Genomic DNA, 21,352 nt, shown 5'->3' with positions numbered 1-21,352 from the left:
CTTTCGTCACAGCGGGGCACGGATCAGGCCGGGGTCCGGGCCGCGGCCTTGAGGGTCTCCCGCTCGGCGAGGAAGGCCTCGACGGCGCGGGCGTGGTCGCCAGAGGCGAAGCACTCCTTCTCGGTGGCCAGCGCGGTGTCGAGGACGAGGTTCGCGGTGTCCCGGAGAATGATGTTCAGCGCCGCCTTGGTGCCTTGGACGGCACGCACGGGGCTCTCGGCCAGCCGGTGCGCGAGGGCGTGAGCCTGATCGAGCAGCGCACTCGGCTCGATGACCCGGTTGACCAGCCCGATCCGTTCGGCTTCGACCGCACCGACCTTGTCGCCGGTGAGCAGGTATTCCTTGGCCCGGGCCATGCCGGTCAGCCACGGCCAGGCCACCACACCGCCGTCGCCGGCGACCACGCCGACAGTCACGTGCGGGTCGGCGATGACGGCGTCGGTGGAGGCGTACACCACGTCGCACAGCAGGGCGAGGGTCGCCCCGAGTCCGATGGCGGGGCCGTTCACGGCGGCGATGATCGGCTGGGGGAGTTCGAGCAGTTCGATGATGATGGAGCGGGCGTCCTGGAAGAAGGCGTCGAGTTCGGGGCCGGCGCTCATCCGCGGGCCCTTGAGGTTCCCGCCGGCCGAGAACGCTCGCCCGTTGCCGGTCAGGACCACTGCCCGCACCTGCCGGTCGCGACGGATCTGTCCCCACAGGGCGATGAGCTCGGTGTGCAGGTCGTGGTTGATGGCGTTGTAGTCGTCCGGTCGGTCGAGGCGGACCGTGAGGACGCCGTCCCGCTGGTCGATCTCCAGATGGGTGTAGTCGTAGGGCGCGGTGGTGCCCATGGTGGTGTTCCTTTCGAGTCGATTCATCGCTGATCGGCGACCAGAGGCCGCCACAGGGGCAGGATCTGCCCGGACATGTACGCGGAGGCGGGCGAGACGAGGAAGCGGACCGCTTCGGCGACGTCGTCCGGGGACCCGATCCGCGCGAGGATCTCGTCCCCGGAGTCGGCGCGCTCACGCAGCCGGTGCTGGGCGCGACCGGTGGCGATGAGTCCGGGTGCCACACAATTGACCCGGATGCCTTCCGGGGCAAGGTCGTTGGCGAGGTAGCGGGTGTAGTGCATCACTGCTGCCTTGGTGATGCCGTAGTGGGCGTAGGTGCCGGTGGATTTGGCTTCGACCCCGGTGATCGACCCCATGGTGACGATCGAGGGATCGGTGGCGCGCCGTAGCGCGGGCAGCGCAGCGCCGACGGTGGTGATGGTCCCGTGCAGGTTTCGGCGCAGGACGTTGTCGAGGTCGTCGAGGTCGATCGCGGAGGCCCGGTTGCCGTCGAAGGCCCCGGATCCGCCGCCTGCGTTGCAGACCAGCGCGCCGAGCGCCGACCATTCGTCGAGGATGCGCGTCCCGAGTTCGTTCATCGCGTCGACGTCGGTGGTGCTGGCTTCGGCGGCGATGACCGGCGCGCCGTGACTTTCGAGTTCGTCGATGACGCTGGTGGTTTCGTCGTCGGCTGCGAACTCGCGGTACCCGTCGAAGTCGGTGTCGACGACCGCGACGGCGTATCCGTCCTTAGCGAGGTTCACGGCGATCCGGCGGCCGATGCCGCGTGCTGCTCCGGTGACCAGGGCGGTCCGTGCCGCGGTCACGACAGCAGCTCCAGGATGGTGGCGTTGGCCATGCCGCCGCCCTCGCACATCGACTGCAGTCCGTAGCGGATGCCCTGTTCGCGCATGTGGTGGACCAGTGTGGTCATGATCCGGGCGCCGGATCCGCCGACGGGGTGTCCGATGGCCATCGCTCCGCCGTTCGGGTTCATCTGGGTGTAGTCCGCGCCGGTCTCGCGCAGCCAGGCGAGCGTGACCGAGGCGAAGGCCTCGTTGATCTCGAACACTCCGATGTCGTCGAGCGTCAGCCCACTCTTCTTCAATACCTTGGCGGTGGCGGGGATGGGACCTTTGAGCATGGTCACGGGGTCGGTGCCGGCGACCACCGCGGTGTGGATGCGGGCAATCGGCGTCCAACCCTGCGCGCGGGCGAACTCGCTGGTGGTGATCAGCAATGCGCCGGCGCCGTCGGAGATCTGTGAGGCGTTGCCCGCGGTGATGGTGCCACCCTCACCGAAGGCAGGCGCGAGTCCGCCGAGGGTTTCGAGGGTGGAGCCGCGCCGCACGCCCTCGTCGGTGTCGAAGGTGTGTTCGGCGCCGTTGTCGCCGGTCACCGTGATGGGCGCGATCTGGTCCTTGAAGCGTCCTTCGTCGATCGCCCGGGCGGCGCGGGCGTGCGAGTCGAGGGCGTGCTGGTCCATCTCGGTGCGGGTGATTCCGTACTCGGCGGCGATCCTTTGCGCACCCACACCCTGATGGAATCGTCTGTCGTCGTAGCGCTTCCACACGTCGGGGCCGAAGGGCTGGCCGAACTGGCCGTCGGCGAGAGTGGCGCTTGCCGGCACGGCGCTCATGATCTCGACGCCACCGGCCACGGCGACGTCGTACTGGCCGGCGACGACCCCGGCCGCGGCCTGGTGTACCGCCTGTTGGGAGGATCCGCACTGGCGGTCGATGGTCAGGCCGGGAACCGATTCGGGCCAACCGGCGGCGAGGACGGCGGCGCGGCCGATGCAGCCGCTCTGCATACCGACGCCGATGGCGCAGCCCCAGACGACATCGTCGACGACGGCGGGGTCCAGATGGTTGCGTTCGGCGAGTGCGGTGAGGACGTGGGCGGACAGGGTGGCGGAGTGATGCTTCGCCAGTGATCCGTTCCTTTTGCCGACGGCGGTGCGTACCGCGTCGACGATGACGGCATCACGCATGATGGTCTCCGAGGGAGTGAGGGGCCCGGTGGGCCGGTGAGGGTTTCGGGACGGTGGTCGGCACGCAGATCAGCGGGAGCCGGCGTCGACGGTAAGGCATTGGCCGGAGACGTAATTCGTCTCCTGCAGGCAGAGCGCGTAGACAGCGCCGGCGGCCTCGGCGGGTGTGCCCGGCCTGCCGAGGGGGTTGGTGCGCTTGACCGCGCTCATGATGTCCTGACTGACCCCGACCTTGATCTTGCGGCCTTCGATTTCGACGTAGGTGTCGTCGCCGGCGACGGCCTCGGTCATGCGGGTGAGGATGAACCCGAAGGCGACGGCGTTGACGTTGACCTTGTAGCGGCCCCACTCCTTGGCGAGGGTCTTGGTGAGCCCGATGACCCCAGCCTTGGCGGCAGCGTAGTTGGCCTGCCCGGGGTTTCCGTAGACACCGGAGACGGAGGAGACGTTGACGACCTTGCGGTGGCGATCGGTCGGGTTCGCCTTGATGTAGGGCTGGGCGGCGCGCAGAATCCGGAACGGCGCCTGCAGGTGTACGTCGAGGACGTTCTGCCACTGGTCGTCGGTCATCTTCTGGATGACGTTGTCCATGATGTAGCCGGCGTTGTTGACGATGATGTCGAGCCCACCGAAGGTGTCGGTGGCGGTTGCGACGAAGCGGTCGGCGAAGTCGTGGTCGGTGACCGAACCGATGCAGGCCACCGCCTTTCCGCCGGCGGACACGATGTCGGCGACGGTCTCGTCGGCGGGTTCCTTGTCGACGTCGTTGACGACGACGCTGGCGCCTTCGGCGGCCAGTTTGAGTGCGACTTCGCGGCCGATGCCGCGCCCGGAGCCGGAGATGAGTGCGACGTTGCCGTCCAGGGTTTTCATGATGGGGAGTCCTTGCGTTGGTCGAATCAGTGGGTGGTGACGACGGCGGTGCCCGAGAGGGTGACCGTTCCGTCGGGAAGGGCGACACTGAGATCGAGGTGGGCGAGGCCGTCCTCGACCTTGGCGACGGTGCCCGTGCAGGTCGGTGTGGTGTTCACCGGTGTGATCGCGGTGAATCGAACCTCGAAGCTGCGGAGGCGGTCTTGCGGGAACGTCGCGGTCAGCAACCGGCCCAGGTAGGCCATCGACAGCATTCCGTGGGCGAAGACGTCCTCGATTCCGACGGCGTGGCAGGCGTCGATGTCGATGTGGACCGGGTTGTGGTCCCCGGAGGCGCCGGCGTACAGGGCGAGGGTCGTGCGGGTGATCGTGGGGCAGTCGAGGGAGAAGGTGTCTCCCGCGGTCAGGTATGCGGTGTTCATGCGGCCGCCTTCGGGTCGCGGACGACGATGGTGCTCGTCAGCGTTGCGATGGGGGTGCCGTCACGGCTGACGTGGGTGTCGCGGACGATGAAGTCGAGGGCACCGCCCTTCTTGTCGTAGACGTCGGTCACCTCGGTCCAGAAGGTCAGGGTGTCACCGGCGTACGCCTGGGCGTGGTAGTGGAATCGCTGTCCTCCGTGCAGGATTGCGCGCATGTCGACTCCGAGGTCGGCGAGGAATCGGTGCCGGTCGGGGTTGTCCATCTCGAGGCAGAACAGGAACGTCGCCGGGATCAGGAGATCGCGGTAACCCGCCAACCGGGCGGCGTCGAGGTCGGTGTACGCCGGATCGGGTTGTCCGGTCGCCTGCGCGAAGGAGCGCAACCGGCCGCGTTCGGCTGTGGTCTGGAACTCGGGGGTACGGGTGCCGACGATCGTCGGGTCGATGGGCATGGTTCAGGACAACCTTTCGAACAGCGTGATCACACCTGCGGTGCCGAGGCCGAGGTTGTGCTGGAGGCCCAGGGTGGCGTTCTCGACCTGTCGATCGCCCGCCTCGCCGCGCAGTTGCCAGGTGATCTCGGCGGTCTGGGCGAGACCGGTGGCCCCCAGCGGATGTCCCTTGGACAGCAGACCGCCGGAGGGGTTGGTGACCACCCTGCCGCCGTAGGTGTTCTCGCCCTCGAGGATGAACTTCTCGGCCCCGCCCTCGTCGCACAGGCCGAGCGCCTCGTAGGAGAGCACCTCGTTGACGGTGAAGCAGTCGTGCAGTTCGACGACCGCGATGTCGCGGGGGTCGACACCTGCCTGCTGGTACACATCCCGGGCGGCCCTCCGGGTCACATCCGTGCCGACCAGCGACATCGCGCTCTTCTTCGCGAAGAGGTCGTCGGCGTCGGACTGTAGGGTCTGCGCCGCGATGGCAACCCTCGGGGTCAGTCCGTTCGCTCGGGCGAACTCGTCCGAGCAGATCACTGCTGCGGCGGCGCCGCAGGTGGGCGGGCAGCATTGCAGCCGGGTCAGCAGTCCCGCGATCCGGGGGGAGTCGAGCACGTCGGTCAAGGTGACCGGATCCCGGAACACCGCATACGGGTTGTTCGCGGCGTGGCTGCGGGCTTTGACCGCCACCGCGGCGAAGGTGTCCGCACTGCCACCGTACTTCTGCAAGTACTCGAGGCCGGCCGCGGCAAAGTATTGCGGAGTCATGGGAACGTCGGGATCGATGTCGTAGATCTCGCCCAGTGCCGCGACGAAGTCGCTCAGCGGGGCGGGCCGATCGGTCCACTTCGCGCTCAGGGCGCCGGGTGGCATCTGCTCGAAGCCGACGGCGAGTGCGCAGTCGACGGCACCGGATTCGACCGCTTGGCGGGCCAGCCACAACGCCGAAGATCCGGAGGCGCAGTTGTTGTTGACGTTCAGCACCGGGATCCCGGTCTTGCCGATCTGGTACACGACTCGCTGACCACTGGTCGAATCGCCATAAACATATCCGGCGTAGACCTGCTGCACCCGGTCATAGGTCAGCCCAGCGTCCTTAAGGGCGGACGTGATCGCCCTCGGACCTTGGAAGTCGTAGGAGTCTCCGGCGCTCGGTTTGCTGAACGGCGCCATGCCGACACCGGCAACCAACACTCTGCGATTCATTTCGATCTCCCTTTCACTCTAACGATGATTCACTTTCGGTGATCGGACGCGGGCCTGTCAAGGGCGTTCGTGAAATTCGCCGCCGACCTGCGTCAACGCTCGGCCGCAGGCGTCGCCGCATCAGTATGTAATTCAGTGTTAGATCCGATCGCAGCGTCGGACGAGCGGCGGGAGCCTCTCGTTCGTGGCCGGTAAGAGGCGAAATATGCGGCTCGGATTCCTGCTTCAGGCCTTGACATAGAACGCAGTAAGTGAAGTATGGTTCGAGTATTAACCGATTGGCGAGTGAGCTCGCTCGTGACAGGAGAGTTCCAATGCTCGACACCACCGAAGCCACGGCATTTCCGATGCACCGCGATGTCGCCCGGTGCCCCTTCGACCCGCCGGCGACGCTCGCGGAGTGGCGCCGTGAAGGGGCCCTCAGACGGGTGCGGATCTGGGACGGCAGCGAGCCCTGGCTCGTGACCCGGCACGAAGACATCCGCGCCGTGCTCAGTCACTCCGCGATCAGCGCCGACACCGACAATCCGGGCTACCCCCACTCCTCGGCCGCCATCAGGGCCCGCCGGGCGCGCGCGAAGACGTTCTTCCAGATGGACGGTCCCGCGCACGACGATCCCCGACGAGTACTGGCCCGCGACTTCACCGCGAAGCGGATGCAGGCGTTGCGCGAGCACATCCAGGAGATCGTGGACGCGCTCATCACCGAGCTGCTCGCCGGGCCTAAGCCGGTCGACCTGGTGGAGGCCTTCGCGCTCCCGGTGCCGTCGCTGATGATCTGCGAGCTGCTCGGGGTGCCGTACGCCGACCACGACGTGTTTCAGCGACTGAGCAAGGTGTTCGTCGCCAAGGCATCGACGCCGGAGCAGACCACCGCGGCAGCGGAGGAACTGATCGAGTTCATCGCCGGGCTGGTCGACGCCAAGAGCGTGAATCCGGGTGACGACGTGCTCAGCCGCCTCGCCGTGGAGCAGCTCGTCCCGGGCTTGATGACCCGCGAAGAGGTGGCACGGATGGGTCTGCTGCTACTGACCGCCGGCCACGAGACCTCCGCGAACATGATCGCGCTCGGCACGGCCGCGCTGCTCGGCAGGCCGGACCAGGTGGAGTTGCTCCGCACGAGCGGCGACCCGGCACTACTGGCCGGCGCGGTCGAAGAGTTGCTCCGGTACCTGACCATCGTGCACAGCGGTCTGCGCCGGGTCGCCAGCGAGGACATGGAGATCGCCGGGACTCTCATCCGACGCGGCGACGGTGTCGTCCTGTCCCTCGATTCCGGCAACCGCGATGCCCTCGCGTTTCACGACGAAGGCGTGTCCGGACCGGACGCCCTCGACATCACCCGTCAGGCCCGTCACCACCTTGCGTTCGGCTTCGGTGTCCACCAGTGCCTGGGGCAGCAGCTGGCGCGCGTCGAACTGCAGGTCGTGTTCGGCACGCTGTTCCGCCGAATTCCCACACTGGCGCTCGCCGAGCCACTCGAGAATGTCGCCTTCAAAGACGACATGTCGATCTACGGGGTGCATCGACTGTTGGTGACCTGGTGACACGAAAGGACCACAATGATGGAAATCCACATTGACGAAGACAAGTGCGTCGGTGGCGGGCAGTGCGTGCTCGCGGCCCCCGACGTGTTCGACCAGCGCGACGAGGACGGTGTCGCGGTTCTGCTGGTCGACAACGCGCCCGCCGAGTTGCACGACCAGATCCGGGAGGCCGCCCGGCTGTGCCCGGCGGTCGCCATCGAACTCGGTGAGCGAGCAGAGACGTGACGATGCCCACGACGTCGGTGCAGCCGGGTGGCACTCGGCCTGCCGGGCCGGGGGACACCCGAAACGGTGCCGGCTTGATCGAGTTCCTCAGCCTCGAGCGCTCGGACCCCGATCGCTTCCAGGGATGGTGTCATGGCGGTTCACCGATGCGAGCGATGGGAGGACAGATCGCGGCCCAGGCCCTCGCTGCGGCCGGGCATACCGTCGACCCGGACCGCACGGTGCATTCGCTGCACGGATACTTCCTTCGAGGCGGGGACACCGACCGGCCCGTCGACTACACCGTCGAACGCATGCGCGACGGGCGCAGCTACTCGGCCCGTAGGGTGACCGCAATCCAACAGGGACAACCGATCTTTACCCTGACCGCATCTTTCAAGCGCCCGGAGGCAGGGGCCGAACGACAGACGCGGATGCCGCAGGTGCTGCCGCCCGACGATCTGGCCGACGCCTTCGAATACTGGTCCGAGATCAAACCCGCGGCTTACCGGATTGCCAAGTACGCGCAGGTGACCGCGATGCGCATCGCCCCGCTGTCGCCTGGTGGTGCGACGTGGGCGCAGGACGGTGGCCAGCTACGTCAGGCGGTGTGGTTCCGGACGAAAGAATCGATGCCCGACGACCCCCTGCTGCACGCGTGCGCACTCACCTACTGCTCCGATATCACGCTGCCCCAGACGGCGGTCCTGGACATCGAGCTGCTTTACCCGATCCGGGCCGAGCCCTCGAAGATGATGTTGTCCTCCCTCGACCACGCGATGTGGTTCCACCGCCCTTTCCGTGCGGACGAGTGGCTGCTGTTCGCTCAGCGCAGCACGTCGACAGTGGACGGGAGGGGTTTCAACCTCGGTGAATTCTGGACCCGGGACGGCGCGTTGGTCGCTTCCGTCACCCAGGAGGCGGCGATCCGTCCGCGTTCCCGACGGGCCGAACCGGGCACCACCTAGACCATCCCACGGGAAGACCGACCGGTCGTGTCGGTCGTTCCCCCGCAGAAAGAGAGTAAAAACCATGGGACAGTTGCACAATCGCGTGGCCGTCGTCACCGGTGCCGGCGGCGGCCTGGGACGCGAGCACGCGTTGCTACTCGCCGCCGAAGGCGCCACGGTCGTCGTGAACGATCTGCATGGCGCACAGGCCGTGGTTGACGAGATCCGTTCCGCCGGAGGGGAAGCCGTCGCGGTCGAGGGCTCCGTTGCTGATATGACCACCGGAGAGCAGCTCGTGGCAGCAGCGGTCGAGTCCTTCGGCGACCTCCACGTCATCGTGAACAACGCCGGGGTCGTGCGTGACGCCATGCTGTGGAACATGACCGAGGACCAGTTCGACCTCGTGGTCGACGTCCACCTCAAGGGTGCGTTCGGGCTCACCCGGGCGGCGGGACGGTTCTGGCGTGAACAGAGTCGGTCGGGTGCGTCGGCCGACCGCTCGATCGTCAACACGACATCCGCCGCCGGCCTGCACGGCAATGTCGGCCAATGGAACTACGCCGCCGCGAAGGCAGGCCTGGCGATCCAGGCCGTTCTCGCGGCAGAAGAACTGGGCCGATTCGGGGTCCGCGCCAACGCGATCTCGCCGGCGGCGCGCACGCCGATGGTCACGACCGCACCAATTCTGGCCGCGGCGGTCGCCGCACCGGAAGACGAAGACGCGTTCGACCGGTTCCACCCGAGGAATGTGTCGTCACTGGTGGGCTACCTGGCCACCGCCGACTGCCCCTTCACAGGGCAGGTCTTCTCCGTCACCGGAGGCCATGTCGGTCTCTACGCCGGCTACTCGCTCGCGCACTCCGTCGACACCGACCGCCCCTGGTCGGTCGACGAGCTGGCCGAACTGATGGGCGCCGCGTCGTTCCCGAAGTCGGCCGAGGCCATCCGCCCCCGACTGATCCAACTCGAGGGTGCGGGCCAGTGACCGCGGACCCCTTATCGCACAACCACCATCCGATCCGACGGTTCCGCCGGACGGCGCAGCGGGAGTTGTCATGTATCTGACCCACGCCTTACACCGCGCACTCGAGCAGTGGCCCGATGAGGTCATGACCGTCGACGGCGACTGTTCCCGCACCACCCGAGAGGTCGCCGACAGTGTGGCTCGACTGGCCGGGGCACTCCAGCGGATCGGCGTCGGCACCGGCAACAGGGTCGGCATCGTGGCGCTGAACTCCGCCCACCACCACGAAGTATTCTTCGCCAGCTGGTGGGCCGGCGCAGTGGCGAACCCCATCAACACCCGATGGTCCGCCGCTGAGATCGCCTACGCGCTGACCGACTCCGGCACCGAGGTACTGTTCGTCGACGACGCGTTCGCACACTTCGGCCCCGAGCTGCGTGAGCGAGCCCCCGGCCTACGCACCCTGATCTACTGCGGCGCCGGGCCGACCCCCGAGGGCATGCTCGCCTACGAGGAACTGGTCGCCGGCGCGGCACCGGTTCCCCACATCCATCGAGGCGGCGACGAGCTGGCGATGTTGCTCTACACCGGCGGCACCACCGGCAAACCCAAGGGCGTGATGGTCACCCACCGCTCCTTCATGACCTCCTTGCTGAGCTACCACCTCGCCGGGTCGTCGGTGAAACGTGGCGGAGCCACGCTGTGCACGGCACCGCTCTTCCACATCGGAGCCCTTCTCAGTTGGTACGGCCAGACCCTGCTCGGCGGCACCCTGGTGTTCTTGCCCACCTTCACGCCGGAGGCCGTACTGGGCGCAATCGACGAACACCGCGTCACCGGGTGTGCGCTCGTTCCCGCCATGATCCAAAGGCTCTGCGAGCACCCCGACTTCGACTCCTACGACGTCAGCAGCCTCGAATTCATCGGGTACGGCGCATCGGGCACCCCGCAAAGCCTGCTCGACCTGGCAATGAAACACTTCCCCTCGATCAACTTCGTCCACGTCTACGGGATGACCGAGACCGGCGTGCTGACCGTCCTCGGCGGCGACGAGCACAGGACCGGAGGCGCCCGACTACGCTCGGTCGGCCGGGCCACGCCCACCGTCGAGATCGCCGTCGTCGACCCGGACGGTCACCGCCTCCCTCCCGGCCAGATCGGCGAGGTCGTGACCAGAGGCGACCACGTCATGGCCGGGTACTGGCGCAAGCCGGAAGCCACCGCGACCGCACTCCGGGACGGCTGGATGCACACCGGCGACGGGGGATACCTCGACGAGGCCGGTTACCTCTACATCGTCGACCGCCTCAAGGACATGATCATCACCGGTGGTGAGAACGTGTACTCCGCGGAGGTGGAGAATGCCCTGGCCGCCCACCCGGCGGTGGCGTCCTGTGCGGTGATCGGCGTCCCCGACCCGGATTGGGGCGAGCGGGTGCACGCCGTGATCGTGCCGCGGCCGGGCCACACGGTCACTGCCGAAGAACTGCGCGCTCACACCAAGACCCTCATCGCGGGCTACAAGGCGCCGCGCACGGTCGACTTCGTCGGCGCCATGCCGGTCTCGGGCACCGGAAAAATCCTCAAACGTGAACTCCGCGCGGCATACACCGACCGCGACACCACCCTTCCAACGACTTCCCGAAACGAGCAGCCGACATGAAACGCACCGTCTACGACACCGACCACGACGAATTCCGCACGATGATCCGCGATTTCATCGCCAAGGAGGTCGTTCCCCACTATCCGGACTGGGAAGCAGCCGGCCACCCGCCCCGCGATCTGTTCAGCAAACTCGGTGACATCGGCGTCACCGGTTTCGGCATCCCCGAGGAATACGGGGGCCCGGGCGAGGTCAGCTTCAAGTATCAGGCGATCCTCTCCGAGGAAAGCGCCCGCGCCGTCATCATGCTCGGCCACTACGGGCTCAGCACCGGGATGGTCCTGCCCTACCTACTCACCCTGGCCACCGAGGAGCAGAAGAAGCGGTGGCTGCCCGGGATCGCATCGGGCGATACGGTCCTGTGCATCGCAATGACCGAACCGGGCACCGGCTCGGATCTGGCAGGCATCCGGACCTCCGCACGGCTGTCCGAGGACGGCACTCACTATGTGCTCAATGGTGCGAAGACCTTCATCTCCGGTGCCCGCAACTCCGAGCTGTGCGTCGTGGTCGCCCGCACCTCACTCCCGACTGAGGACGACCGCCGCACCGGCCTGAGCCTGCTGGTCGTGCCCACCGACAGCACGGGCTTCGAATTCGGCCGCAATCTCGACAAGATCGGCCTCAAGGCGAGCGACACCAATGAATTGTCCTTCACCGACATCGTTGTGCCGGTGGAAAATCTGCTCGGCGAGGAGGGCAAGGCGTTCGCCTACATGGGCCAGAATCTGCCTCGTGAGCGCCTGTTGGTCGGCGTCGACGCCACCGGACGGGCCGCAGCCGCGATCGAACACGCCAAGGAGTACGTCAAGGAACGAGTCGTCTTCGGCCGGCCGGTGGCGGCATTCCAGAACACGAAGTTCGTGCTGGCGGAGTGCGCCACAGAGGTCGAGGCCTCGCAGGCACTGGTGGATCGGGGTATCGAGTTGGAGGCAGTCGGGGAACTGACCCCGGCGGACGCGGCGCGGATCAAGCTGTTCGCGACCGAGACCGCCGGCCGGGTGATCGACAAGTGCCTGCAACTGCACGGCGGTTACGGCTACATGCGCGAATACCCCATCGCCCGGCTGTACACCGATATCCGCGTCAACCGCATTTACGGCGGATCCAGCGAGGTGATGAAGACCATCATCGCCAAAGACCTCAGCCTGTAGACGAGAGCGCTGAACGTCGTGAGCGAACCCAACCGAAGGAACATTCGATGACACTCCGAGATGTCGTCGTCGTCGGCGCATCGGCGGCGGGATTGACCGCCGCCGAAACACTGCGCCGGGACGGCTTCGAGGGGCGGTTGACGGTGATCGGCGACGAGCCGCACGCCCCGTACGACCGACCGCCCCTGTCCAAACAGGTCCTGCGCGGCGAGTGGAAACGTGAGCGCGTCGCTCTGCGCGCCCAGGAGTCGCTCGACGCCCTCGACGTGGATTGGTTGCTGGGTATCAGAGCGGAGCGCCTGGATCTGGGTGCGCGCACCGTCGAATTGGGCGACGGCACACGAGTACCGTTCGACGGACTGGTCGTCGCAACCGGGGTGCGGCCCCGGCGACTTCCGTTCGGACACGACCTCGACGGCGTGCACGTGCTGCGCGGTCTCGACGACGCGTGGGACCTCAGGGAGGCACTGCAGGAGCGCCCGCCCGTCGTGGTCGTCGGCGCCGGCTTCCTGGGCGCCGAGGCCGCGGCGGTTGCCCGAGAATTAGGGTGTGCTGTAACGATTGTCGATCCGCTGGACGCGCCGATGGTGCGCCAACTGGGTGCCGGTATGGCGGCCCGGGTCGCCCGGCTGCACATCGACCGCGGAGTGGACCTGCGGTGCGGCACCGGAGTCGTCGGCTTCACGGAAGAGCACGGCCGGGTTGCCGGCGTGCGTCTCGACGACGGCACGGTGACTCCCGCCCGGGTTGTCGTGGTCGCGATCGGCTCGGTACCTGCGGTCGACTGGCTGCGCGACAGCGGTCTGCCGGTCGGTGACGGGCTGCTGTGCGACGAGTGCTGCGAGGCCGCGCCCGGCATCGTCGGCGCAGGCGACGTCGCCTCGTGGATCCATCCTCGGTTCGGCCGGATTCGCGTCGAACACCGCATGAACGCGACAGAGCAGGGGATGGCGGCTGCCCGGACGCTGCTCGGCCACCGCATCCCGTTCGCACCGATCCCGTACTTCTGGACAGACCAGTACGACAACAGGATCCAGGTCTACGGGCGCATCTCGGGTGACCTCGGGTTCACGGTCGTCGACGGTGATCCGGAGGAAGGGCCGTTCGCCGCCGTGCAGTTCGACGCGGACGGGCGCACCCGCGCCGTGGCCGCCTGGAACATGCCGCGGATCGCGCGCACGTGGCGAGCGCGGCTCGTCGCCGATGCACCGCCTCCGCAGCGCACACCGACGACGGCCGGTGTCGGCCCGGTTCCATCACCCATCACAGACGTTCCAGCAGTGAGGACACAACCATGACCGACACGGTCGTATACCGAGAAGAAAACGGTGTCGCGACGATCGCGATGAACCGCCCCGAGCGCCGCAACTCCTTCACGATCGAGATGGCCGACGGGCTGCTCGCCGCCCTCGAACGGGCGGAGAACGACCGTGGCATCCGGGCGGTCGTCATCACCAGCACCGGCGACCACTTCTCTGTCGGACGCGACAACGCCGACACCGACCCGCCGCCATACCCGGCGGGTGACCACCTGCGGGGCCGTACGTCGCTCATGCGCTACACGCGTCTGGTGACCTGCATGCACGACATGAACACACCGACCATCGCGGAGATCCGCGGTGGCTGCGCCGGCGCCGGGATGTCCTTCGCGCTCAACTGCGACTTCCGGTACGCCTCGACGACGGCCGTGATGAGCACCGCGTTCGTCAAGGTCGCCTTCGGCGGCGACCTCGGCGGTGTGTGGCACCTGACCCGGCTCGTCGGGCCGCTCCGGGCGAAAGAGTTGCTTCTGCTCTCCCCGAGACTGCGCGGCACCGAATTGCTCGACTGGGGACTGGTCAACGACGTGCTACCACCCGAGGAACTCTCGGCGAGGGTGATGGCCACCGCTACCGAGATCGCGTCCCACTCGCCCACAGCCGTCGCGGCGGCGCGGCGCAACCTGCAGGCGGCCACGAGCCTGTCCCTGGGGGACTACCTGCCCCTCGAAGCAGAGCAGTTCGCCACGTGCGCGGCCTCCCCGGACGCCGAGGAGGCGCGTGTCGCCTTCGTGGAAAAGCGCGCGCCCCGATTCGTGATCGCCTGACTCCCGTGCGGAGGCGACGCCCAATTCCGAACGAGAGCTCCCACCATGACTCCCACCGCCCCTAGAAAAGCCACGGCCCACCGCGGGCCACTGTCCGGCATCCGTGTCGTCGAACTCGGAGGCATCGGTCCCGGCCCCTTCGCCGGCATGCTGCTCGGCGACCTCGGTGCCGAGGTAATCCGCATCGACCGACCACAGGACGCGGGGAAGCCCAACCCCCACCCGATCCTGCACCGCAATCGGCGCTCGGTCACGATCGACCTCAAGCACGGGCAGGGCACCGACGTCGTACTAGCGCTGATCGACACCGCGGACGCCGTGATCGAAGGCTTCCGCCCGGGAGTCGCCGAGCGTCTGGGTATCGGACCGTATGCCCTGCTGGCGCGCAACCCGGCGTTGGCCTACGGCCGGATGACGGGCTGGGGTCAGGATGGTCCTTTGGCCGCCGAGCCGGGGCACGACATCAACTTCATCGCCCTCAGCGGGGCCCTGCACGCCATCGGGCCGGCCGACGAGCCGGTCGTGCCGCTCAACCTAATCGGTGACATGGGCGGCGGTGGCATGCTGTTGGCCTTTGGCCTGCTCGCCGGGATCCTCAGCGCGCGCAGCACAGGACGGGGCCAGGTGGTCGACGCCGCGATGACCGACGGCTCGGCCACGCTGCTGGCGATGATCCACGGTTTCCTCAACGCGGGAGGCTGGGAAGACGAACGAGAACGCAACTCGATCGACGGCGGCAGTCCCTGCTACGGGGTCTATCGCTGCGCCGACGACCGGCACGTCGCCCTCGGCATCGGGGACGAGCGGTCGTACGGGGCCCTGCTCCAGGTTCTGCGACTCGAGGACGACCCGGACTTCGCCGACCGACGCGACAGCACCGCGTGGCGAGCCATGCGCAAGACTCTCGGCGAGGTCTTCGGCAGTCGCGATCGCGATGCCTGGGAGCGCGTGTTCGCCGGCAGGGGAGCCTGTGTGACTCCCGTCCTGTCCCTGACCGAAGCCCCTCGGCATCCACACAACCACGCGCGCGGCACATTCAGGACTGGCCCCGACGGGGCAATCGAACCCGCTCCCGCGCCGCGGTTCTCCGGCACCCCGGCCGCCGAGCCGTCCCGCGCGTCGGTCATCGGCTCCGACACCGAAAACGTACTCGCCGAAGTCGGTTACGTTCCCGGCCGCATCGCCGGACTGCGGGCGCAAGGCGTGATTGCGTAGCAATACCGGCGATCAGCCCCACAACGGAGGGCCCCCGGCGGCGCCGGGGGCCCTTAACGCCCGGCGGCCCACGTGGCTGGCTCTGCGCGCGTCCGAGAACGCCATTAGTGAAGTGGTGTTCGAAAGATAATCCTCAATTTAACTGTAAGAACACGATTAAGTTAATTGTTAGTCGGGTATAGCTCTTGCTTCGGTCGGTGTGGCGTGCTTCACTCTTGAGAGGCGAAGCCCCGTGTGAGCGTCACCGCGCCGGGCAGGAATCGTGTGGGTTCGCCTCCCACCCCTCCGATAAACTCTTCATTCGAGGAAGGTCGCTCATGACTGTTGACCAGTCTTCACCGGCAGCAAAGCCGGAAGCCGCGGCGCGCGGCCCGGTGACCAGGCGTCAGGCCTGGACGATCGTCGTGCTGCTGTTCACATTCCTGCTGCTGAACTACGCTGACAAGGCGATCGTCGGCCTCGCCGGTGTCGAGATGATGCGGGATCTCCGCATCGACGCCAGCCAGTTCGGCCTCATGCAGAGCGCATTCTTCTGGCTCTTCGCCGTCGGCGCCATCCTCGGTGGGTACTTCGTCGGCAAGGTACCGGCTCGCTGGTTGCTCGGCGGCGTCGCTCTTCTATGGACCCTCAGTCTGGTCCCGATGATCTGGAGCACCAGCTTCACGGTCCTGATCATCACCCGGATTTTGCTGGGATTTGCCGAAGGGCCCAGCGCTGCCATGGCTTTCAGCGTCACCCACACCTGGTTCGCCCCGGAGAAGCGGGCCCTGCCTACCTCCATCGTCGGCGCCGGCGTCGCAGTTGGCCCGGTCGTCGCCGCGCCGGTAATCACCGCACTGATCACCAGCTTCGACTGGCATGCAGCCTTCGCGGTCGCGGCGGTGGCGGGTGCGCTGTTCGTCGTGGCCTGGCTGCTCCTCGGCCGCGAGGGCCCGGAGGTGGCCGGGCACCAGCAGTCGTCGATCGCCCTGCTGCCCGAGCACGTGCCGTTCCGGCGGCTGCTGTTCTCCGGCACCGTCATCGGGGTCACGGTGCTGTTCTTCGCCACCTTCTGCACAGCGGCAACGAAGATCAGCTGGCTGCCGCTGGCGCTGCGACAGGGCGCCGGCTACGACGCGAAGACTGCCGGCTGGCTGGTCTCGCTGACGTACCTGCTCAGCGCGGTGCTGATGATCGCCTTCGGCGCGGTCTCCCGGGCGATGACCAAGCGGGGCATGAGTGTGCGCGCCGCGCGAGGTCTGCTGCCCTGTGCACTGGTCACGGTGGGCGGCCTCAGCACCTCGGTGTGGATGGTTCCCGAACGCGGTCCGCTGCAGATCGCTCTGCTGGTAGTCGGAGCCGCCCTCGTCGTGGGGGCACAGGGGGTGGCGTGGACGCTGATCTCCGACGTCGTCCCCGCGACACAGCGCGGCACCGTGATCGGCATCATCGTCGCCTGCTACAGCATGGGTGGCGTTCTCGCGCCGCTGATGCTGGGTGGCTTCGTGACGGGCTCGGCGACTCCGCTCGCGGGCTATCAGTCAGGCTTCGCCCTGCTCGGGGGAATCCTGATCGTCGCGGGAGTGATCGGCGCGCTTCTGATCAAGCCGGAACGTGACGTCGCCGCGATGTCCGCGGCGGCTGGCAGGTAGAGCGCGCGCTCAGCTGCGCCCCGTGGTGGATTTCGATCGCATCGGATCCACCACGGGGAACGCTTGTCGACACCTCGGGGACTGAATCCACCGAAAGTCTGAGCATGAAGCTGCTGCTCGAACAAGCAGTGCACATTCCCTTGCGGACCGCCGATATCGGGCTCGCAGGCCATATCAGCAACGTGGCCGGTGTGCGAATCATCGACCTATGCCGACGTCTTATCTGGGGTAATGAGCGTGAATCTGCGTGTTTATGCAGGTAGATCTTTTGCGTACGCGTCTGCAAGAGGAGCGTCAGGGCGTCACCCTGGTGTTTGGAGGGCGCGTTGGGCGCCGAGGCGGCGACGTAGTTCGAGGTTCTCGCCGTGCGCGGCCTCGAGCGCCTGTTGGAGCGCGCCTATCTCGTCACGGTGACGCCGTTTGAGTTCGGTGAGCTGGGCGGTGAGGGTGCGGACGACGCTGCTCGGAGTTCCGTCTCCGGTCGGGGCCGCTGCTGCCGGTGGCGGTGTGTTCTGCTGTTGAGTCCGAAGTTGTTGGACGCGTTGGCGGATCGGGGTGCAGCGGTAGAGGAAGTCCAGGGAGACACCCGCGGTCCGGGCGAGGCCGCGGAAGGTGATCGGCTCGTTGCGGCGGATGATCTCGTGCAGTCCCTGCTCGGCTCGGGCCTGAGCGGCGGCGCTCTTGCGGGCGGCGGCCTGGCGGAGGTTGTCCGGGTTGCCACGCATCAGTGGTTGTCCTCTTTTCCGGTGATGGCCTCGGTGCGGGCCTCGACGCCGGCGCCGCGGATCGCCCCGGCGGTGCCGTCGGCGAGCCGGGTGTGCCCGAGGGTGAGGATGATTCGGCCGAGGGCATCGCGTTCCTGGTGGCGTCCGGCGAGCCAGATGTTGTCCTCGCCCATCTGGTGTCCGGTGCGGGCCTCGAACGTCGCGCGGCGTTCGGTAATGAGTTGTGTGGTTCGGGCGAGTTGGGTTTGCAGCTCGGGCAGGAAGGTGGCGTCGGTGGCGAACTTGTCGCAGGTCAGGCAGGCGTTGCCCTTGCCGCAGACCTGACGGGGCGGCAGCAGGCAGTACCCGTTGGGCAGGATCCGGTCGGTGCGTCGGTCCAGCTCGAGCATGTCGTAGAGGTCGCGGGGATCGACCTCGAGCTCACGCCCGTCGGCGGTGATCTTTCGGAAGCGCAGGAACTCGGCCTCGGCGGTGGACTGCAACGTCTGCGCATACGTCATGCTCATAGTCGGCGTGAGGTGCCCGAGATAGCGCTGCAGCACGTGCAACGGGACGCCGGTGTTCAGCAACCGGGTGGCGACGGTGTGGCGGAATCGGTGGGTGCGGTTGAAATCGACCAGGGCTCCGGTGCTGTCGCGCACGTCCAGCCGGACGGCCAGATCGGTCAGCAGATTCCGCAGGACGGTGCCGGAGTAGGGCCGGTCGCCGTTGCGGTTCATCAGCGTGGCCAGGAACAGGTACTTCGGGGTCCTGCCGGGTGCGCCGTGTTCGGCGAGGAACCGCTGCGCCCACTGTTGCTGCTCGCGGATGATCGCGACGACCTCGGCGTGCACCGGGATGGTGTCCGGCCCGCCGTCGATCTTCGTCTGCTGGTAGCGGAGCTTGGCGACCAGCCCCAGCTCGTCACCGTCTGCGGCGGGGTCGCCCGGCGAGGCGGGGGCCGTCGGCGACAACGGCAGCAGCGGGTCGCGGTCGACCAGGCAGATCTCGCTGACGCGCCGGCCCAACAACGCCACCAGCATGGTGATCCGCATGGCCTGCTCGTCCCCGAACCCGCCGTCGGCGACCGCGGCGCCGAGCAGGTCCAGCCCGGCCATGATCCGCGTCATGGCGTCGTCGTCGATGACCTGACCGTCGAGCCGGGGCCGCGGCTTGCCGGGCAGCTCACCCCGCCGGTAGACGCCGGCGTGCTCGGGTCCGAGTCGCCGCCAGCCCGGTTCGGCCAGCGCCGCGGCGGCCGCGTCCTTGTTGTCGGTCATGAATAGGTAGAACTGCTCCACATCGCTGGCCAGACGCTGCATCGACGCCGGCGACAACCGCTGGCCGGTGCGGCGTCCACGGGTGACCGGCCTGGCGCGGAGATGACCGAGGAACTCCAGCATGAGGGCCCGCATCCCGGCGGCGTCATCGACCAGCCACGGCCCCTCGACCCCGCGGCCGCCCAGGAACGCGTCGAACTCGCCCACCGCCACGATCCGGCGGTGCACCGTCGACCAGCTCAACGATCCCGTCTCCAGCCCGACCTTGCAGTGCCACTGCAGCCCGCGCCGCAGCCAGCGGGCGCCGATCCGGTCGAACCGCACCGAGTACCGGCCCATCGGCTCGTGCTCGCGCAGCGGGATCCGGTTGTCCTCGACCGGGTTCCATCGGTCCCGCTGCCACCACGGGCCGGTATCGGAGGCGGTGACGAGTAGCCGCATCATCCGCGTCAGCAGGCAGCGGATGTTGTTCATCGTGGTGGCCGCCGGCAGCCGTCCGCGGCGGCGGTGCACCGCATGCTGGATCTGCCCGCACCAGTCCCGCACGGGCAGTCCGAGCAGGGAGGCGGGCGCCTGCCCGGCACGATCGGCGATCACCTCACCGAGCCGGCGCACCAGCATGCTCAAGCCCGGTGTCGGGATCTTCCCGCCCAGCTCGATGATCCGGAACACACACCACGCCACCTCCCGGCGCATCGGCTCCGGCAGCTGCGACAGGTCCACCCCGGCCTGCCAGGTCCCGTCGTGGCAGAACGCTCCCGCGTATTCCGGTGGGACACTTGACTCGGCGAAGCACGACAGCCGCATCGGTTCCGGCACCGCCGCCCACAAGTCCTCCAGCGCCTGCGGGTCGCAGCGGACGCGGGCCGCTTCCACCCAGTCGATCGTGGCCTCGTCGCGCCCGGCCGGTCACGAGCCGGACCCGATCCGCTCGTCGCGGTGCGCGCCGACTCGCCAGCCACCGGTGAACGCCTTCCAGTCGGCGGCCGCCCGCATCTCGGCGTCCTCGCTCACGTGCGCGTAGGTGTTGAGCGTGGTCTGCACGTCGACATGTCCCAATCGTCGACTCACCACGTGCACCGGTACCCCCGACAGCAACAGCGCCGTGGCGTGGCTGTGCCGCATCCAGTGCGGCGACCAGGCGTGCGGCACCTGCCCGGACAGCTCGCGGCGCAGCCGGTCCACCAGGTCGTAGACGGACTCCGGTCGCCACGGCGCGAACCGCGGCTCCCGGTCGAGGTTGACGAACACGCAAGTGCCGTCGAAGTCGTCGGTGGCCAGATCGGCGCCGACCTCACACAACCGCCAGAGGTACTCGCCGTAGACGCGGTCCAGTTCGTCGGAGACATACACCCGCCGGTAGCCGCTCTTGGCCCGCACCCCGTGCGGGTGGTCTCGGGCGACGACCTCGACGTACGGGGTGTCACCGCACCCGGTGTGCCAATCGCGATGCTGCAAACCGAGCGCCTCACCCAGCCGAACACCGGTCTCCGCCAACAACATCCAGAGCAGTCGGTTGCGCACCGACCCACGCCACTCCCGCGTGTCGGGATCCCAACTCGCGCATGCCTCACAGATCCGCTCGATCTGCTCGGGCGTCAAGATCGGTGGCGCCCCCCGGCCCGGGCGGCGCACCCGGATCACCGCCTGGCGACGACCCTTGCGCCGCGCGACGTGCTCGAGCAGCGGCTTGTACCGGCCGCCGCCGCGATGGGTGATCCGATGCAGGTCCCGGCCGACGTCCACGCCGTTGAGCACGTGATAGTCGTAGCAGGACAGCACCGCACCCAGCCGCGCGGAGATCGTCGACTCGGCGAATCGGGCACCACGGTGCTCGATCGACACCACCCCCGGCTCGTCCCCGGTGCGCAACCACGTCAGGAACGCCCCGAAGTTCTCCAACGTCACCGCATCCCAGACCAGCCCGAACAGCTCCAGAAACTGCCACCACAACGCCAACGCCCGCGCATAGGACTTCACCGTGTTCGGCGACACCTGCTGGGCCCGAAGATATTCCAGGTACTCCTCCGCCGGGACCACCGGGCGATGATCGGAGCCGAGCACCGTCCAGGTGTGGCCCCCGCCCTCGGGCAGGACCAGCCGCTGCACCCGACAACCCGCCCCGACCGTTCCTGTGATCGTCGTCACACCCCGTAGCGTATCCACCCCGGATAGAACGTCCGCGACAGACACGCCGACCCTCGCACA

At 67.8% G+C, this 21,352-nt stretch carries 20 protein-coding genes; 10 read left to right on the top strand and 10 right to left on the bottom strand.

The genetic code is table 11. The features are described from left to right. Positions 1-23 precede the first annotated feature (23 nt). The 7 genes from JWS14_RS02725 to JWS14_RS02695 all read right to left on the bottom strand — a co-directional run bounded on the left by JWS14_RS02725 (position 24) and on the right by JWS14_RS02695 (position 5,746). Positions 24-833, bottom strand: coding sequence for an enoyl-CoA hydratase/isomerase family protein (locus tag JWS14_RS02725; protein ID WP_206012436.1), 810 nt, complete (start codon positions 831-833; stop codon positions 24-26). A 23-nt stretch (positions 834-856) separates the two neighbouring features. Then, positions 857-1,642 carry an SDR family NAD(P)-dependent oxidoreductase gene (locus JWS14_RS02720; RefSeq protein WP_072943216.1) on the bottom strand — a complete coding sequence of 262 codons (786 nt, stop codon included), beginning with the start codon at positions 1,640-1,642 and terminating at the stop codon, positions 857-859. Continuing rightward, positions 1,639-2,808 (bottom strand): thiolase family protein, encoded by a 1,170-nt coding sequence (locus tag JWS14_RS02715; protein ID WP_206012435.1) that lies wholly within the window; start codon positions 2,806-2,808, stop codon positions 1,639-1,641. Before JWS14_RS02715 ends, JWS14_RS02720 begins: the two co-directional genes overlap by 4 nt. Before the next feature lie 69 nt (positions 2,809-2,877). Then, the gene (locus tag JWS14_RS02710; RefSeq protein WP_206012434.1) at positions 2,878-3,681 is read right to left on the bottom strand and encodes an SDR family NAD(P)-dependent oxidoreductase; all 804 of its coding nucleotides are present in this window, start codon (positions 3,679-3,681) and stop codon (positions 2,878-2,880) included. A gap of 26 nt (positions 3,682-3,707) precedes the next feature. After that, a complete protein-coding gene (locus tag JWS14_RS02705) occupies positions 3,708-4,103 on the bottom strand; it encodes a MaoC/PaaZ C-terminal domain-containing protein (protein ID WP_206012433.1) in 396 nt (131 codons plus the stop codon). Beyond that, on the bottom strand, positions 4,100-4,555 hold the full coding sequence (locus JWS14_RS02700; protein WP_072943227.1) for a MaoC family dehydratase N-terminal domain-containing protein: 456 nt from the start codon (positions 4,553-4,555) through the stop codon (positions 4,100-4,102). Before JWS14_RS02700 ends, JWS14_RS02705 begins: the two co-directional genes overlap by 4 nt. A 3-nt stretch (positions 4,556-4,558) precedes the next feature. Next, positions 4,559-5,746 (bottom strand): lipid-transfer protein, encoded by a 1,188-nt coding sequence (locus tag JWS14_RS02695; protein WP_206012432.1) that lies wholly within the window; start codon positions 5,744-5,746, stop codon positions 4,559-4,561. Between the two features lie 314 nt (positions 5,747-6,060). On the opposite strand from JWS14_RS02695, the gene JWS14_RS02690 reads away from it, so the two are divergent. The 10 genes from JWS14_RS02690 to JWS14_RS02645 all read left to right on the top strand — a co-directional run bounded on the left by JWS14_RS02690 (position 6,061) and on the right by JWS14_RS02645 (position 17,160). Beyond that, the gene (locus tag JWS14_RS02690; RefSeq protein ID WP_072943231.1) at positions 6,061-7,293 is read left to right on the top strand and encodes a cytochrome P450; all 1,233 of its coding nucleotides are present in this window, start codon (positions 6,061-6,063) and stop codon (positions 7,291-7,293) included. Between the two features lie 18 nt (positions 7,294-7,311). Further along, complete coding sequence (locus JWS14_RS02685) at positions 7,312-7,518, top strand: ferredoxin (protein WP_206012431.1); 207 nt, start codon at positions 7,312-7,314, stop codon at positions 7,516-7,518. A 155-nt stretch (positions 7,519-7,673) separates the two neighbouring features. Next, complete coding sequence (locus JWS14_RS02680; protein ID WP_241031239.1) at positions 7,674-8,465, top strand: acyl-CoA thioesterase; 792 nt, start codon at positions 7,674-7,676, stop codon at positions 8,463-8,465. Positions 8,466-8,529: 64 nt separating this feature from the next. Continuing rightward, a complete protein-coding gene (locus JWS14_RS02675; RefSeq protein ID WP_072943233.1) occupies positions 8,530-9,432 on the top strand; it encodes an SDR family NAD(P)-dependent oxidoreductase in 903 nt (300 codons plus the stop codon). A 70-nt stretch (positions 9,433-9,502) separates the two neighbouring features. Then, positions 9,503-11,074, top strand: coding sequence for an acyl-CoA synthetase (locus JWS14_RS02670; protein ID WP_206012430.1), 1,572 nt, complete (start codon positions 9,503-9,505; stop codon positions 11,072-11,074). After that, on the top strand, positions 11,071-12,228 hold the full coding sequence (locus JWS14_RS02665; protein ID WP_072943235.1) for an acyl-CoA dehydrogenase family protein: 1,158 nt from the start codon (positions 11,071-11,073) through the stop codon (positions 12,226-12,228). The genes JWS14_RS02670 and JWS14_RS02665 overlap by 4 nt, the downstream gene beginning before the upstream one ends. Positions 12,229-12,275: 47 nt before the next feature. Further along, positions 12,276-13,526 carry an NAD(P)/FAD-dependent oxidoreductase gene (locus JWS14_RS02660; RefSeq protein ID WP_095863960.1) on the top strand — a complete coding sequence of 417 codons (1,251 nt, stop codon included), beginning with the start codon at positions 12,276-12,278 and terminating at the stop codon, positions 13,524-13,526. Then, complete coding sequence (locus JWS14_RS02655) at positions 13,523-14,314, top strand: enoyl-CoA hydratase/isomerase family protein (RefSeq protein ID WP_072943237.1); 792 nt, start codon at positions 13,523-13,525, stop codon at positions 14,312-14,314. Before JWS14_RS02660 ends, JWS14_RS02655 begins: the two co-directional genes overlap by 4 nt. Before the next feature lie 45 nt (positions 14,315-14,359). Beyond that, on the top strand, positions 14,360-15,529 hold the full coding sequence (locus JWS14_RS02650) for a CaiB/BaiF CoA transferase family protein (protein WP_206012429.1): 1,170 nt from the start codon (positions 14,360-14,362) through the stop codon (positions 15,527-15,529). Between the two features lie 317 nt (positions 15,530-15,846). Further along, positions 15,847-17,160 (top strand): MFS transporter, encoded by a 1,314-nt coding sequence (locus JWS14_RS02645; protein WP_083395864.1) that lies wholly within the window; start codon positions 15,847-15,849, stop codon positions 17,158-17,160. A gap of 302 nt (positions 17,161-17,462) precedes the next feature. On the opposite strand, the gene JWS14_RS02640 is transcribed toward JWS14_RS02645, so the two are convergent. Genes JWS14_RS02640 through JWS14_RS02630 form a run of 3 tightly spaced genes read right to left on the bottom strand, consistent with a single transcriptional unit; the run spans position 17,463 to position 21,292 of the window. Next, positions 17,463-17,885 carry a DUF6262 family protein gene (locus JWS14_RS02640; RefSeq protein WP_206012428.1) on the bottom strand — a complete coding sequence of 141 codons (423 nt, stop codon included), beginning with the start codon at positions 17,883-17,885 and terminating at the stop codon, positions 17,463-17,465. Further along, the gene (locus JWS14_RS02635) at positions 17,885-20,020 is read right to left on the bottom strand and encodes a tyrosine-type recombinase/integrase (RefSeq protein WP_206012427.1); all 2,136 of its coding nucleotides are present in this window, start codon (positions 20,018-20,020) and stop codon (positions 17,885-17,887) included. Before JWS14_RS02635 ends, JWS14_RS02640 begins: the two co-directional genes overlap by 1 nt. Positions 20,021-20,053: 33 nt before the next feature. Next, positions 20,054-21,292, bottom strand: a complete 1,239-nt coding sequence (locus JWS14_RS02630) for a tyrosine-type recombinase/integrase (RefSeq protein ID WP_241031238.1) — start codon at positions 21,290-21,292, stop codon at positions 20,054-20,056. Between the last annotated feature and the right edge of the window lie 60 nt (positions 21,293-21,352).

Source organism: Rhodococcus koreensis (assembly GCF_017068375.1).
Lineage (GTDB): Bacteria > Actinomycetota > Actinomycetes > Mycobacteriales > Mycobacteriaceae > Rhodococcus_F > Rhodococcus_F koreensis.
This window is presented reverse-complemented; position numbering and strand designations above follow the sequence as displayed.

Excerpts from the sequence above, each read along its gene's own strand:
- JWS14_RS02725 (WP_206012436.1), bottom strand. The coding sequence starts at position 833 with ATGGGCACCACCGCGCCCTACGACTACACCCATCTGGAGATCGACCAG.
- JWS14_RS02715 (WP_206012435.1), bottom strand. The coding sequence starts at position 2,808 with ATGCGTGATGCCGTCATCGTCGACGCGGTACGCACCGCCGTCGGCAAA.
- JWS14_RS02710 (WP_206012434.1), bottom strand. The coding sequence starts at position 3,681 with ATGAAAACCCTGGACGGCAACGTCGCACTCATCTCCGGCTCCGGGCGC.
- JWS14_RS02705 (WP_206012433.1), bottom strand. The coding sequence starts at position 4,103 with ATGAACACCGCATACCTGACCGCGGGAGACACCTTCTCCCTCGACTGC.
- JWS14_RS02700 (WP_072943227.1), bottom strand. The coding sequence starts at position 4,555 with ATGCCCATCGACCCGACGATCGTCGGCACCCGTACCCCCGAGTTCCAG.
- JWS14_RS02695 (WP_206012432.1), bottom strand. The coding sequence starts at position 5,746 with ATGAATCGCAGAGTGTTGGTTGCCGGTGTCGGCATGGCGCCGTTCAGC.
- JWS14_RS02690 (WP_072943231.1), top strand. The coding sequence starts at position 6,061 with ATGCTCGACACCACCGAAGCCACGGCATTTCCGATGCACCGCGATGTC.
- JWS14_RS02685 (WP_206012431.1), top strand. The coding sequence starts at position 7,312 with ATGGAAATCCACATTGACGAAGACAAGTGCGTCGGTGGCGGGCAGTGC.
- JWS14_RS02680 (WP_241031239.1), top strand. The coding sequence starts at position 7,674 with ATGGGAGGACAGATCGCGGCCCAGGCCCTCGCTGCGGCCGGGCATACC.
- JWS14_RS02675 (WP_072943233.1), top strand. The coding sequence starts at position 8,530 with ATGGGACAGTTGCACAATCGCGTGGCCGTCGTCACCGGTGCCGGCGGC.
- JWS14_RS02670 (WP_206012430.1), top strand. The coding sequence starts at position 9,503 with ATGTATCTGACCCACGCCTTACACCGCGCACTCGAGCAGTGGCCCGAT.
- JWS14_RS02665 (WP_072943235.1), top strand. The coding sequence starts at position 11,071 with ATGAAACGCACCGTCTACGACACCGACCACGACGAATTCCGCACGATG.
- JWS14_RS02660 (WP_095863960.1), top strand. The coding sequence starts at position 12,276 with ATGACACTCCGAGATGTCGTCGTCGTCGGCGCATCGGCGGCGGGATTG.
- JWS14_RS02655 (WP_072943237.1), top strand. The coding sequence starts at position 13,523 with ATGACCGACACGGTCGTATACCGAGAAGAAAACGGTGTCGCGACGATC.
- JWS14_RS02650 (WP_206012429.1), top strand. The coding sequence starts at position 14,360 with ATGACTCCCACCGCCCCTAGAAAAGCCACGGCCCACCGCGGGCCACTG.
- JWS14_RS02645 (WP_083395864.1), top strand. The coding sequence starts at position 15,847 with ATGACTGTTGACCAGTCTTCACCGGCAGCAAAGCCGGAAGCCGCGGCG.
- JWS14_RS02640 (WP_206012428.1), bottom strand. The coding sequence starts at position 17,885 with ATGCGTGGCAACCCGGACAACCTCCGCCAGGCCGCCGCCCGCAAGAGC.